This window comes from Cryobacterium sp. W22_MBD10_FK3 (assembly GCF_052113745.1).
Lineage (GTDB): Bacteria > Actinomycetota > Actinomycetes > Actinomycetales > Microbacteriaceae > Cryobacterium.
In genome coordinates this window covers 1-13,079 of the sequence record NZ_JBGQOH010000036.1, presented here as the reverse complement: position 1 = coordinate 13,079, position 13,079 = coordinate 1, and the positions used below count along the sequence as shown (strand labels likewise).

Below are 13,079 nucleotides of genomic sequence, written 5' to 3'. Positions count from 1 at the left end.
AACTATCCCGCCACACCACCCCCCTCCCCCCCCCCCCCCCCCCCCCCCCCCCCCCCCCCCCCCCCCCCCCCCCCCCCCCCCCCCCGCACCCGCATAGCTCGGAAGAGCGGCGGGTGCGGCGCCGAGGTCGAGCCAGGGAGCAGCTCTGGGGGGCAACCGGGGGCTAGAGGACGTCTTCGTCGACCCAGTCGAGGGTCTTCGTGACGGCCTTCTTCCAGTTGCGCAGCAGGCGCTCGCGCTCGGCGACCTCCATGTCGGGCTCCCAGCGGGCGTCTTCCTGCCAGTTGGCGCGCAGCTCGCCCAGGCCGCTCCAGAAGCCCACGGCCAGGCCGGCCGCGTATGCGGCGCCCAGCGCGGTGGTCTCGGCCACGACGGGGCGCACCACGGGCACACCGAGGATGTCGGCCTGGAACTGCAGCAGCAGGTTGTTGCCGGTGGCACCGCCGTCGACCTTGAGCTCGGTCAGCGGCACGCCGGAGTCGGCGTTGACCGCGTCGATGACCTCACGGGTCTGGAAGGCGATGGCCTCCAGAGCCGCGCGGGCGATGTGGCCCTTGTTGACGAACCGGGTCAGGCCCACCAGTGCGCCGCGGGCATCCGAGCGCCAGTACGGCGCGAACAGGCCGCTGAACGCGGGCACGAAGTAGGCACCGCCGTTGTCGTCGACGGTGCGGGCGAGAGACTCGATCTCGCTCGCCGACGAAATGAGACCGAGGTTGTCGCGCAACCACTGCACCAGCGAACCGGTCACCGCGATCGAGCCCTCCAGGGCGTAGTGCGGGTCGGCGTCACCGAGCTTGTAGCCCAGCGTGGTGAGCAGCCCGTTCTCCGAGTGGATGATCTCGGTGCCGGTGTTGAAGATCAGGAAGTTACCGGTGCCGTAGGTGTTCTTCGCCTCGCCCTGATCGAAGGCCGCCTGGCCGAACGTGGCGGCCTGCTGGTCGCCGAGGATGCCGGCGATCGGCACCTCGCGCAGCAGGCTGTGCTCGTTGACGGTGCCGTAGACCTCGCTGGAGGAACGGATCTCGGGCATCATCGAACGCGGAACGCCGAACGCCGCGAGGATCTCGTCGTCCCACTCGAGGGTCTCGAGGTTCATGAACAGGGTGCGGCTGGCGTTGGTGACGTCGGTGAGGTGCACGCCGCCCTCGAGGCCTCCGGTGAGGTTCCACAGCACCCAGGTGTCGGTGGTGCCGAACATCAGGTCGCCGGCCTCGGCCTTCTCGCGGGCGCCGTCGACGTTCTCGAGGATCCAGGCGATCTTGGTGCCGGAGAAGTAGGTGGCCAGCGGCAGGCCGACGACCTTCTTGAACCGGTCGCCGCCGCCGTCGGCGGCGAGGCGGTCCACGATCGGCTGGGTGCGGGTGTCCTGCCAGACGATCGCGTTGTACACCGGCAGCCCGGTGGTGCGGTCCCAGACCACGGCGGTCTCGCGCTGGTTGGTGATGCCGACGGCTTCGATGTCGTGGCGGGTGAGGTTGGCCTTGGACAGCGCCTGGCCGATCACCTGGCGGGTGTTGCCCCAGATCTCCATCGGGTCGTGCTCGACCCAGCCGGCGCGGGGGAAGATCTGCTCGTGCTCGAGCTGGCCGGTGGAGACGATCGACCCCGAGTGGTCGAAGATGATGGCGCGGGTGCTCGTGGTGCCCTGGTCGATGGCGAAGATGTACTTGTCACTCATGTCGGAACTCCTGTGTTGGGACGGGTTGGAAATCGGGAAAAAGGGGTATCAGGCGAGGATGGGCAGCAGCACCAGCGAGGACCAGCCGGCCAGCACTCCGCCGATGATCGGTCCGGCGACGGGAACCCACGCGTAGGACCAGTCCGAGCCGCGCTTGCCCTTGATCGGCAGCAGGGCATGCGCGATGCGCGGCCCGAGGTCACGGGCGGGGTTGATGGCGTAACCGGTGGGCCCACCGAGCGAGGTGCCGATCACGATCACGAGCAGCGCCACCGGCAGGGCGCCGAGGGCGGCCATGCCACCGGTCGCACCCTGGCGGCCGTCGCTGAAGCCGATGATCACGAGCACCAGCACAAAGGTGCCGACGATCTCGGTGACCAGGTTCCAGCCGTACGAGCGGATGGCCGGCCCGGTGGCGAACACGCCGAGCTTGTTCGCCGGGTCGGGCTCGGCGTCGAAGTGCTGCTTGTAGGCCAACCAGACCACCATGGCGCCGAGGATCGCGCCGAGCATCTCTGCGGTGAGGTACGCGGCAATGGACAGCGGGTTCACCGGAACGCCCAGGCCGAACTCGGTGGCGCCGGAGGCGACCAGGCCGAGCGTGACCGCGGGGTTCAGGTGTGCGCCGGAGTTGTACGAGACGATCACACCGGCGTAGACCGCGAGGCCCCAGCCGATGGTGACCATCAGGAAACCCGCGCCGAAGCCCTTGGTTTTGGTGAGTGCGACGTTGGCGACCACGCCACAGCCGAGGAGGACGAGGAGGGCCGTGCCCACCACCTCCGAGAGGAATACAACACCGAGATTGTCCACGTTGACCTTTCAATTGGTTCTGCGGCGTGCACGACAAGCCATCGCGCACGCCGTCGTGCGGTCACCGGGGGACGGAGAAATCCTCCGCCCCTCCGGTTCAGAAAATTGCGGCTAGAGCGCCGGCACGGTGCCCGCGGTGGTGACGCCGAGGTCGACGCCGTGCACTTCGTCAAGCTCCTGGGCAGCAGCGGTCACCTCTGCGGCGCTCCGGTCGGCGTCCCAGCCGAGCACGGGTGCGAGCACACCGGCCAGCTCGTGGAGCAGGGCCACGCTGAGCCCGCCGACGAAGGCCAGGCTGGTGCGGCGCAGCAGCAGGTCGATCAGGTGGGTCACCGACTCCTCGCGGGCCAGGTACTCGATCTCCCGGCGGGTGTAGAGCGGGTTGTGCGCAAGCGGCGCATCCGGGGCTTCGGTGAGGAAGTCGATGATCGCGCCGGCGCGGGTGCCGTAGCGGGTGAGCAGGGCCTGGGCGCGGGGGCGACCGACCTCATCGCCGTGCGCGGCCAGCCAGACGGTGTGCGCGGCGGGGGTGGCCGGGAAGCCCTTGCCGCCGCCGATGGCCAGGCCCTCGGTCGACACGGTGCGGGGCAGGCCGAGCAGGGTGAGGATGTCGCCGCTGAGGTGTTCAGCCAGGGCGCGGAAGGTGGTCCACTTGCCGCCGACCAGGCTGAGCAGGGTGCCGGGTCGGGCGCCGAGCGGGGTGGACTCGATGCGGTAGTCCCTGGACACGAAGCCGGGAGCCTCGTCGTCGTGGCGGGGCAGCGGGCGCACACCCGAGAACCTGAACACGATGTGCGACCTGTCCACGGTGATGTCGGGGAAGACGTGCTTGACCAGGTCGAAGAAGTAGTCGATCTCGTCTTCGGTGGTGCGGATCGGCTGGCTCATGTCGTGCTCGAGGTCGGTGGTGCCGATGAGCACCCGGCCGGCGAGCGGGTAGATCAGCACGATGCGGCCGTCGTTGTTCTCGAAGAAGATCTCGCCGCCGCCGGTGGCCGCGAGCAGTTCGGGGTGGTCGAGCACGATGTGCGAACCCTTGGTGCCGCCCATGTAAGTGCTGACCTGGCCGAGCGCCGAGTTGGTCAGGTCGGTCCAGGGGCCAGAGGTGTTCACGACCACGTCGGCGGCGAAGCTGAATTCCTCGCCGGTGACGGTGTTCCGCAGCCGCACGCCGTCGGCATCCATGCCCACGGCTTCGATGTAGTTGGCCGCACGGGCGTGCTCGCCGGTGTCGAGGCCGTCGCGGAGCACGTCGAGCGCGAGGCGTTCCGGGTCGTGCATCGACGCGTCGTAGTAGGTGGCGGTGTACCTGAGGCCGGGGTTCAGCCGCGGCAGACGCTCCAGGGACTTCTTGCGGCCGTGGAACTCGTGCTTGGGCACCGAGCCGCCGTCGCGGGAGAAGGAGTCGTAGAGCACCAGGCCCACCTTGATCAGCAGCGCGCCGCGCTCCTGCGCCTTGCCCTGCTTGTGGGTGAGGAAGCGCAGCGGGGCGGCGAGCACGCCGGAGAAGGCGGAGAACATCGGCACCGTGGTCTTCAGCGGCTTCACGTAGTGCGGCGCGATCTTGAGCAGGCCGTTCCGCTCGGTGACGGACTCCTTGACGAGCCTGAACTCACCGTTCTCCAGGTAGCGGATGCCGCCGTGGATCATGTGCGACGACGCCGCGGAGGCGCCGGAGACGAAGTCGCCCCGGTCGACGATGGTGACGTCCACACCCTGCAGGGCGAGGTCGCGGAAGGTGGCGATGCCGTTGATGCCGGCGCCGATGATGAGCACCTTCGCCTGCGGGCGGGCAGCAAGGGCGGATCGGGCGGAATCAGCGGGCGAGGAGAGGGGGGAGGACTGCACTGTTCACTACCTTTGTTCGACATTCGACCGGTCAAGAAGCCGGGTGGTGCTCGGCCGAATTGGAGCGAATGGCCCAGCCGAGTTTGCGCGGGGGCCATCCATATGGATTAATCAAGCTTGAGTAGATCAATCACATCCGGTCAAGCCGAGTGAACAAACGTGCAAGGAGGGGCTGTGAGCCTCGTCGACGAGTCAGCGCAGTCCGATCGGGTGCGCGACGCCCTGACGGCGGCGCACCTCTACTACATGCAGGATCTGACGATGGATGCCATCGCCCACGAGCTGCACACCTCCCGCTCGTCGGTGTCCCGCCTGCTCAGCCACGCCCGCGCCACCGGTCTGGTCGACATCCAGATCCGCTCCCCCATGGACGCCCCGAGCCGCCTCGAGCTGCTGATCCAGGAACGGTTCCACATCACCGCGCACGTGGTTCCAGTGCCCGATCACGCCACCGATGTGGACAGATTGGAGCGCGTGGCGCTCTCGGTTGCACGAATTCTCGGTCAGTTCTTCGACTCGAACATGGTCATGGGCATCGCCTGGGGGTCGACGATGAACGCGATCAGCCGCCACGTCACGCCCAAGCAGACCCACGGCTCGCAGATCATCCAGCTCAACGGCGCCGGCAACATGCGCACCACCGGACTCAGCTACGCCAGCGAGATCCTCGGCCGCTTCGGGTATGCCTTCGGCGCGCACGTGCACCAGTTTCCGGTGCCGGCGTTCTTCGACAACCCGGCCACCAAGCAGGCCCTCTGGCGCGAACGCAGCGTGAGCCGGCTGCTCGAGATGCAGGCGCGGATGGACGTGGCCCTGTTCGGCCTCGGCTCCCCGTTCTCGGAGGTGCCCAGCCACGTCTACGCCGGCGGCTACCTCGAAGAGGCGGAGTACGCCTCGCTCAGCCGGTCCGGGGTGGTCGGCGATGTGGCCACCATCTTCTTCAGGGCCGACGGCTCCACCGACGGCATCCCGCTGAACGCCCGCGGCACCGGGCCGGACTTCGGTGTGCTCAGGCAGACCCCGCGGCGGCTCTGCGTGGTCTCGGGCACGGCGAAACTGCCCAGCCTCCGCGGCGCGCTGAAGGCCGACCTCATCACCGACCTGTTCGTGGACGAGAGCACCGCCAGGGCGCTGGTCGCCAGCTGAGGCATCCGAAGCGTCGCCGCGTTACGCCGGGAATACGCCGCACCGCTGTGCGTTGAGCTATAACTGAAGAGTAAGAAACGTGCTCCGGGGTCGGTGAGAATCCGAACCGGCGGTGAGAGTCCGCGAGCTGGAACCCGAGTCTTGGGATCCGGTTGAGCTGGTGAAATTCCAGCACCGACGGTTAAAGTCCGGATGGGAGGCGCACGGATCGATGGTTCCTGGTGAACCGTCGACGGCTTTCGCGTACGCGAAAACCCCCTCCCGGAGAGCGTCAACACGACGGGACAGGGAATGCAGCAGCTGCACACGCTCACCAGCGCGATGCGTCGAGCCCTGCAACTGGCGGCCAACGGCCCCGCCGAGGGCGTCAATCCCCGCGTCGGCTGCGTCATCCTGAACCCGGCCGGTGACACCATCGCCGAGGGCTGGCATCGCGGCGCCGGCACCTGCCACGCCGAGGTGGATGCCCTCGCCCAGCTCGAACCGGACGCCGCGCGCGGCGCCACCGCCGTGGTCACCCTCGAACCCTGCAACCACACCGGACGCACCGGCCCGTGCGCGCAGGCCCTCATCGACGCCGGCATCGGCCGGGTCGTCTACGCCGTCGCCGACCCCGGCCGCCACTCCGCCGGCGGCGGCGACCGCCTGCGCACGGCCGGCGTCGACGTGACCGGCGGCCTGCTCGCCGACGAGGCCAGGGCCTTCCTGGCCGACTGGCTGGTCGCGGCGCGGCTGGGCCGCCCGTTCGTGACCGTGAAGTGGGCGTCGAGCCTGGACGGCCGGGCCGCCGCGCAGGACGGCTCCAGCCGCTGGATCACCGGACCGGCCGCCCGCCTGGATGTGCACGAGCGCCGGGCCGGCGCCGACGCGATCCTCGTGGGCACAGGCACCGTTCTGTCCGACGACCCGGTCCTCACCGCCCGGGCCTCCGACGGCACCCTGCTGGCCCGCCAGCCACGACCGGTGGTGGTGGGCCGCCGCCCGGTGCCGGCCGGCGCGGCCGTGCACGGGCATCCGCTCAGCCCGTGGTTTCTGTCCGACCACGACGTGCCCGCCCTGCTGCGCTCCCTGCACGAGCGCGGCATCCGGCGGGTGTTCGTGGAGGGCGGCCCCACCCTGGCCAGTGCCTTCGTGCGGGCCGGCCTGGTCGACGAGTACCTGGTCTACCTGGCCCCCACGCTGCTCGGCGGCGACAGGCTCGCGCTCGGCGACATCGGCGTGCCGGGCATCGACGCCCAGCGCCGGCTGCAGGTCGACGACCTGCTGCGGCTCGGCGACGACATCCTCCTGGTGGCCCACCCCGCCGACTCCCCCGACACTTTCCGCACCACCGACACCGCCCGGTCCGCGCCGGCCGCCCAGATCTGAAGAGGACCCATGTTCACCGGAATCATTGAGGAGCTCGGCACCGTCGAGCGCATCGAGCGCACGGCCGACGCCGCCAGGCTCACCATCCGCGGGCCGCTCGTGGTCGACGGCGCCGGTCACGGCGACTCCATCTCGGTGAACGGCGTCTGCCTCACCGTGGTGGCGCAGACCCCCGAGACCTTCACGGCCGACGTGATGGCGCAGACCCTGTCGATGTCCACCCTGGCCGGCGCGACGGCGGGGTCCCCGGTGAACCTGGAACGCGCCGCCCTCGTGGGCGGCCGCCTGGGCGGCCACATCGTGCAGGGCCACATCGACGGCACCGGCACCGTGCTGGCCGTCGTTCCCGGCGAGGCGTGGCGGGTCGTGCGGTTCAGCCTCGAACCGGCGCTGGCCCCGCTCGTGGTCGACAAGGGCTCGATCGCCATCGACGGCGTCTCCCTCACGGTGAGCAACATCTCCCCGGCCGACCAGCCCGAGCAGTGGTTCGAGGTGTCGCTGATTCCCGAGACCCTCGCCGCCACGACGCTCGGCGCCCTCACCGTGGGCGACGCGGTGAACCTCGAAACCGACATCATCGCCAGGCACGTCGAACGGATGCTGGCCCTGTCGGCCCGCACCCCCGCCGGGCCCTCCCCCCAGACCGACACATCCGAAACATCCGCACCATCCGCACCATCCGCAGTTCTAAGGAGCACCCCATGAGCCTCGCCGACATCCCCACCGCCCTGGCGGCACTCCGGCTCGGCAAGCCCGTCATCGTCGCCGACGATGAGGGCCGCGAAAACGAGGGCGACGTGATCATCTCCGCCCAGCTGGCCACCCAGGAGTGGATCGCCTGGACGGTTCGTCACTCGAGCGGTTTCATCTGCGCCCCGATGACCAACGACATCGCCGACACCCTCGACCTGCCGGTGATGGTGCTGAACAACGAAGACCCGCGCGGCACCAACTACACGGTCACCGTGGACGCCGCGGACCGCCTGAGCACCGGCATCAGCGCCGCCGACCGGGCACACACACTGCGAGTGCTGGCCGAGCCGAGTTCCACGCCGGCCAGCCTCAACCGGCCCGGCCACATCCTGCCGCTGCGCGCCATGGACGGCGGCGTGCGGGAACGCGACGGCCACACCGAGGCCGCGGTGGACCTGATGAAACTGGCCGGGCTGATCCCCGTGGCCGGCATCGCCGAGATCGTCGCCGAGGACGGCGAGATGATGCGCCTGCCCGGGCTGCTGGTGCTCGGCGAGCGCGAGGGTGTTGCGGTGATCACCATCGCCGACCTCATCGACTACCTGCAGAAGTTTCACGGCGGCGACGACCTCGCCTCGGTCAGCCCGATCCGGGAATCCCCGCGGGTGGACTTCGAGGTGGAGACCACGGTGCCCACCGAACACGGCTCGTTCCAGATCCGCGCCTATCGGGACCGGATGACCGGCGCCGACCACGTGGCCATCGTCTCTGGCACCCCGCAGGACGGCGCCCTGGTGCGCGTGCACTCGGAGTGCCTCACCGGCGAGGCGTTCGGTTCGCTCAAGTGCGAGTGCGGCCCGCAGCTGCAGGCGGCGCTGGACACCATCGAACAGGGCGGCGGCGTGGTGGTGTACCTCCGCGGCCAGGAGGGCCGCGGCATCGGCCTGATCAACAAGCTGCGCGCCTATAAGCTGCAGGAAGACGGCCTGGACACCCTGGACGCGAACCTCGCGCTGGGCCTGCCGGCCGACTCCCGCGACTACGGCGCGGCCAGCGCCATCCTCGACGAACTGGGCCTGGGCTCGGTGCGCCTGCTCACCAACAACCCGGAGAAGGTGCGCCAGCTCGAGGCGCACGGAGTGACGGTCACCGAACGGGTGCCCCTGGTCGTGGGCGTCGGCAGCCACAACGAGGACTACCTGGCGGCCAAGCGTGACCGCATGGGCCATGAGATTTCAGCACACCAGATCGTGAAAGGACTCGCACTATGAGTGGAGCAGGCTCCCCCGCAATCGACGTCGACGGCACCGGACTGGAGGTGGTGATCATCGCCGGCCGCTGGCACGACGTGATCACCGACGGCCTCATCGCCGGGGCCACCCGGGTGCTCGAGGCCTCCGGGGCCACCTTCTCGCTGGTGCGGGTGCCCGGCAGCTTCGAACTGCCGGTGGCGAGCAAGGTGGCGCTGGAGAACGGCGCGGACGCGGTGGTGGCGCTCGGCGTGATCATCCGCGGCGGCACCCCGCACTTCGAGTACGTCTCGGCGGCGGCGACGGATGGTCTCACCCGGGTGGCGCTCGACACCGGCAAGCCCGTGGGCTTCGGGGTGCTCACCCTCGACGATGAGCAGCAGGGCCTGGACCGGGCCGGGCTGCCCGGCTCCAAGGAGGACAAGGGTGAGGAGGCCGCCACCGCGGCGCTGGCCACGGCCCTGGTGCTGCGGAAGCTGCGCGAGCGGTAGGCGCCTAGCGGTTCTCGAGCAGAGCGGTCACCCTGTCGAGCAGGTCGTTGGCGCGGAACGGCTTGATCAGGTAGGCATCCGCCCCCGTCGCCATGGCCAGGGCGATGTCGCTGTCCTGCGACTTCGCGGTGAGCAGCAGGATGCGCGGCTGGCTCAGCGCGGTTTCCGCGCGGATCTGGGCACACACCTCGATTCCCGTGAGCTTGGGCATCATCCAGTCCAGCACCATGAGATCGGGCGCACCTGCTTTCGCCGACGCGAGGCCTTCCTCACCATCACCAGCCTCGGTCACGTCGTGCCCGGCGCGGCGAAGTTTATGGCCGATCAGGGCCCGAACGTCTTCGTCGTCCTCGACGATCAATATGCGCGCCATCCGTCGTGTCTCCTGGTTCAGCGTCAATCTCTTGCGCGTGTCCCCTGCTGGGGGCACACGACACGCTACGTTGACACTATCCAACCGCGCCGCGGCCGGACTACACACAGGGGGGCCGCACGCCGATGAACAACCTCGTCGCCTCGCTCTGGCTGGCTCCGCGCCGGTGGCGGTACGCGTCGATCGGCCTGCTGTTGCTGCTGACCTTTGCGCTCGGCCTGGCGGTCTTGCTGGCGCCGTCGAGCGGAACAGGGGTGGCCGCTTGGTGGCCCGCCGCGGCTGCCGGCGTGCTGGCCGTCTGCGTGGCCAGAGGGCCGGAACGCTGGCTGGTCACCGTGCTCGTGGGGCTCGTCAGTACCGCCGCGAACCTCGGCGGCGGCCGCCCGCTGACCGTGGCGCTCGGCTTCGGCCTGGCCAACGCGCTCGAAGCCTGGGTGGTCACCGCCATCGTGGCCGACCGGGACAAGCCCGCCCGGCTCGACACCGTGCGGGACGTGCTGCGGTTCACCGTCGCGGCGCTCTGCGGCGCCGTCGTGCTGGGAGTGTTCGCCGGTCTGACGCTGTGGTCGTTCGCGGACGCCGATTTCGGCGGCGTGCTGCTCACGGCGATCCCCTCGCACGCGTTCGCGGTGTTCGTTCTCGTGCCCCTGGCCCTGGTGCCGCGCCGCCGGATCAACCCGGAACGGCGCATCGAACTGCTCATCCAGGTGGGTGCCATGATCCTGGTGCTGATCGTGGCCTACGGCCCCGGCCAGGGGTTGCCGCTCTCCTTCCTCATCCTGCCGCTGCTCACCTGGGCGGCGTTCCGCTTCGGCATCCGCGTGGTGAGCTGGGAACTGTGCGGCACGGCGCTGATCGCCTCGGCGTTCACCTCCCTGGGGGTGGGCTACTTCACCGACGGCCAGAACACCAGTCCGGCCACCGGCTACCTGGTGCAGATCTTCCTGCTCACCTACGCCACCTCGGTTCTGCTGCTGGCCGCCGAACTCGCCCAGCGCGACGACCTGCTCGACCGTGAGCGGAACGTCGTGCACGCCCTGCGCGACCTCAACCGCCAGAAAGACGATTTCGTCTCGTCGGTCAGCCACGAGTTGCGCACCCCGATCACCAGCATCCTGGGTTACGCGGAGGAACTCGAGGACACCGAGCTGGATGCCGATCAGGCCCGGTTCACCCGGGTGATCGTGCGCAACTCCAACCGGTTGGCCCAGCTGGTGGAGGACCTGCTCGACCTGTCCCGCATGAGCATCCACTCGGATGCCGGCCAGACCGGGACCGTGGACGTGGCGGCGCTGGTGACCGAATGCGTCGAGGAGCTGGCACCGCAGGCGCACGTCGCCGGGGTGAGTCTCGTGGCCGAGTGCGGCGCCGGGCTGCTCGAAGTGCACAGTTCGTCGTCGGACCTGCGCCGGGTGCTCACCAACCTGGTCGGCAACGCCGTGAAGTTCACGCCCCGGCACGGCCAGGTCTGGGTCGGCTGCTCCGCCGACCCGGACGCCGACGGGGTGCTGCTCACCGTGAGCGACAACGGCATCGGCATCCCGCCCGGCGACATCGAGCGGGTCTTCGACAGGTTCTTCCGCTCGGCGAGCGCTGAGTCACTCGCGGGCACCGGGCTCGGCCTGCCCCTCACCAAGGGCCTCGTCGACAGGCTCGGCGGCAGCATCGACCTGCAGTCGGACGGCCGCACCGGAACCCACGTCACCGTCGCCATCCCCCGCGCCCCGGCGCACGGCAGAGCGGTGCCGACCGGCGGGGATTCGTCGGCGGCGGCCGCGCGAATGTAGGGTGAATCAGGCCGCCACAAGCGGCCGTCCCCTTCCCCTGAGCGTCCCTGTCCGCCCCAGACGACTGACCGCCGTCTCGCGCCGAAACTCAGCCACGCCATTTCCCCTCATTCGAGAGCGCCCACAACCATGTCAGCATCCACCGCGGCGGCCACGTCCGTCGCCCCCGCGCCCACGAATCCGCGCAGTCGCGTCATCCTGGCCAGCCTCATCGGCACCACGATCGAGTTCTACGACTTCTACGTCTACGCCACCGCCGCGGTCCTGGTCTTCCCGCACCTGTTCTTCCCGTCCGGCAACGAGACCGCAGCCCTGCTCGCCTCGTTCGCGGTGTTCGGCGCCGCCATGGTCGCCCGCCCGCTCGGCGCCCTGTTCTTCGGTCACTTCGGCGACAAGAAGGGCCGTAAGGCCACCCTGGTCGGCGCGCTGCTCACCATGGGCATCGCGACGTTCCTGATCGGGCTGCTGCCCACCTACGCCATGGTCGGCTGGCTCGCCCCGGCGATGCTCGTGATCCTGCGCCTGGCCCAGGGCTTCGCGCTCGGCGGCGAGTGGAGCGGCGCCGCCCTGGTGGCCACCGAGAACGCCCCCAAGGGCAAGCGCGCCTGGTACGGCACCTTCCCGCAGGTGGGCGCCCCGCTCGGCTTCATCATCGCGAACGGCCTGTTCCTGCTGATCGCGCTGCTGCTGCCCTCCGACGACCCGACCCGGCCGTCCGACGCGTTCCTCGAGTGGGCCTGGCGCGTGCCGTTCCTGTTCAGCGCCGTCATGGTGATCGTGGGCCTCTGGGTGCGTCTGCGCCTGGTGGAGAGCGACGCATTCACCAAGATCGTCACCACCAAGAAGGTGGCCAAGCTGCCGCTCGCTGCGGTGTTCAAGTCCAACTGGCGTGAACTCATCCTGGGCACGTTCATCATGTTGGCCACCTACGTGCTGTTCTACCTGATGACCACGTTCAGCCTCAGTTACGGCCGGGCCGCAACGGATGCGCCGGTGGCGGGCCTCGGCTACAGCTACACGACGTTCGTGCTGATGATGATCGGCGGGGTGGTGTTCTTCGGCATCTTCACCCTCGCGTCCGGCCCCTGGGCCGACAAGTTCGGCCGCCGCCGCACACTGCTCTGGGTCACCGCCGGCATCATCGTGTTCGGCTTCCTGTTCGTGCCGCTGCTGGGTGCCGGGTTCCTCGGCGTGATGATCTTCCTGATCGTCGGCTTCACCCTGATGGGCATGACCTTCGGCCCGATGGGCGCGCTGCTGCCCGAGCTGTTCCCCACCCACGTGCGGTACACGGGTTCGGCGTTCGCCTACAACATGAGCTCGATCCTCGGTGCCGCCGTGGCCCCGTTCATCGCCGTCTGGCTGTGGACCCTCGGCGAGGGCAGCCCGTTCTGGGTGGGCATCTACCTCTCGGTGATGGGCCTGATCACCCTGGTGGCGCTGTACCTGAGCCGCGAGACCCGCGACCTCGACCTGGAGCGCTAACCGCCCTGCAGACCCGCCCTGGTTCGCACCTGAAGTGGGGGGGGGGGGGGGGGGGGGGGGGGGGGTTTGTTTGGGGGGGGGGGTGGTGGGTGGGGGGGGGGGTGTGGGGGGGGGGGGGGGGTGGGGGGTGGGGGGGGGGGTGGG

At 69.7% G+C, this 13,079-nt stretch carries 11 protein-coding genes and 1 riboswitch; of the genes, 7 read left to right on the top strand and 4 right to left on the bottom strand.

Annotated elements, in window-relative coordinates:
* Positions 1-163: 163 nt before the first annotated feature.
* The 3 genes from glpK to ACEN2M_RS18590 all read right to left on the bottom strand — a co-directional run bounded on the left by glpK (position 164) and on the right by ACEN2M_RS18590 (position 4,342).
* Entirely contained in the window at positions 164-1,681 is a 1,518-nt protein-coding gene (gene glpK, locus ACEN2M_RS18600) for a glycerol kinase GlpK (protein WP_441649629.1), read from the bottom strand.
* Positions 1,682-1,729: 48 nt separating this feature from the next.
* Positions 1,730-2,494, bottom strand: a complete 765-nt coding sequence (locus tag ACEN2M_RS18595; RefSeq protein WP_441649628.1) for an MIP/aquaporin family protein — start codon at positions 2,492-2,494, stop codon at positions 1,730-1,732.
* Positions 2,495-2,605: 111 nt separating this feature from the next.
* Entirely contained in the window at positions 2,606-4,342 is a 1,737-nt protein-coding gene (locus tag ACEN2M_RS18590; protein ID WP_441649627.1) for an FAD-dependent oxidoreductase, read from the bottom strand.
* Positions 4,343-4,588: 246 nt separating this feature from the next.
* Between ACEN2M_RS18590 and ACEN2M_RS18585 the strand changes: the two genes are divergently transcribed.
* The 5 genes from ACEN2M_RS18585 (at position 4,589) to ribH (ending at position 9,290) form a co-directional block, all read left to right on the top strand.
* The gene (locus ACEN2M_RS18585) at positions 4,589-5,488 is read left to right on the top strand and encodes a sugar-binding transcriptional regulator (RefSeq protein ID WP_441649630.1); all 900 of its coding nucleotides are present in this window, start codon (positions 4,589-4,591) and stop codon (positions 5,486-5,488) included.
* A 76-nt stretch (positions 5,489-5,564) separates the two neighbouring features.
* Positions 5,565-5,696: riboswitch (FMN riboswitch) on the top strand.
* An 83-nt stretch (positions 5,697-5,779) separates the two neighbouring features.
* On the top strand, positions 5,780-6,856 hold the full coding sequence (gene ribD, locus ACEN2M_RS18580) for a bifunctional diaminohydroxyphosphoribosylaminopyrimidine deaminase/5-amino-6-(5-phosphoribosylamino)uracil reductase RibD (RefSeq protein WP_441649626.1): 1,077 nt from the start codon (positions 5,780-5,782) through the stop codon (positions 6,854-6,856).
* Positions 6,857-6,865: 9 nt separating this feature from the next.
* Complete coding sequence (locus ACEN2M_RS18575; RefSeq protein WP_441649625.1) at positions 6,866-7,561, top strand: riboflavin synthase; 696 nt, start codon at positions 6,866-6,868, stop codon at positions 7,559-7,561.
* Positions 7,558-8,820: a GTP cyclohydrolase II gene (ribA, locus tag ACEN2M_RS18570; RefSeq protein ID WP_441649624.1), complete on the top strand. Its 1,263-nt coding sequence runs from the start codon at positions 7,558-7,560 to the stop codon at positions 8,818-8,820. Before ACEN2M_RS18575 ends, ribA begins: the two co-directional genes overlap by 4 nt.
* A complete protein-coding gene (gene ribH / locus ACEN2M_RS18565) occupies positions 8,817-9,290 on the top strand; it encodes a 6,7-dimethyl-8-ribityllumazine synthase (RefSeq protein ID WP_441649623.1) in 474 nt (157 codons plus the stop codon). Before ribA ends, ribH begins: the two co-directional genes overlap by 4 nt.
* A 4-nt stretch (positions 9,291-9,294) precedes the next feature.
* Here the strand turns inward: ribH and ACEN2M_RS18560 are convergent, their stop codons facing one another.
* A complete protein-coding gene (locus tag ACEN2M_RS18560; RefSeq protein WP_441649622.1) occupies positions 9,295-9,663 on the bottom strand; it encodes a response regulator transcription factor in 369 nt (122 codons plus the stop codon).
* A gap of 125 nt (positions 9,664-9,788) precedes the next feature.
* On the opposite strand from ACEN2M_RS18560, the gene ACEN2M_RS18555 reads away from it, so the two are divergent.
* Entirely contained in the window at positions 9,789-11,450 is a 1,662-nt protein-coding gene (locus tag ACEN2M_RS18555) for a sensor histidine kinase (RefSeq protein ID WP_441649621.1), read from the top strand.
* A 129-nt stretch (positions 11,451-11,579) separates the two neighbouring features.
* On the top strand, positions 11,580-12,935 hold the full coding sequence (locus tag ACEN2M_RS18550) for an MFS transporter (RefSeq protein ID WP_441649620.1): 1,356 nt from the start codon (positions 11,580-11,582) through the stop codon (positions 12,933-12,935).
* The last annotated feature ends 144 nt before the right edge of the window (positions 12,936-13,079 follow it).

Coding starts and splice junctions, on each gene's coding strand:
- ACEN2M_RS18555 (WP_441649621.1), top strand. CDS start 9,789: ATGAACAACCTCGTCGCCTCGCTCTGGCTGGCTCCGCGCCGGTGGCGG.
- glpK (WP_441649629.1), bottom strand. CDS start 1,681: ATGAGTGACAAGTACATCTTCGCCATCGACCAGGGCACCACGAGCACC.
- ribD (WP_441649626.1), top strand. CDS start 5,780: ATGCAGCAGCTGCACACGCTCACCAGCGCGATGCGTCGAGCCCTGCAA.
- ACEN2M_RS18575 (WP_441649625.1), top strand. CDS start 6,866: ATGTTCACCGGAATCATTGAGGAGCTCGGCACCGTCGAGCGCATCGAG.
- ACEN2M_RS18560 (WP_441649622.1), bottom strand. CDS start 9,663: ATGGCGCGCATATTGATCGTCGAGGACGACGAAGACGTTCGGGCCCTG.
- ACEN2M_RS18550 (WP_441649620.1), top strand. CDS start 11,580: ATGTCAGCATCCACCGCGGCGGCCACGTCCGTCGCCCCCGCGCCCACG.
- ACEN2M_RS18585 (WP_441649630.1), top strand. CDS start 4,589: ATGCAGGATCTGACGATGGATGCCATCGCCCACGAGCTGCACACCTCC.
- ribA (WP_441649624.1), top strand. CDS start 7,558: ATGAGCCTCGCCGACATCCCCACCGCCCTGGCGGCACTCCGGCTCGGC.
- ribH (WP_441649623.1), top strand. CDS start 8,817: ATGAGTGGAGCAGGCTCCCCCGCAATCGACGTCGACGGCACCGGACTG.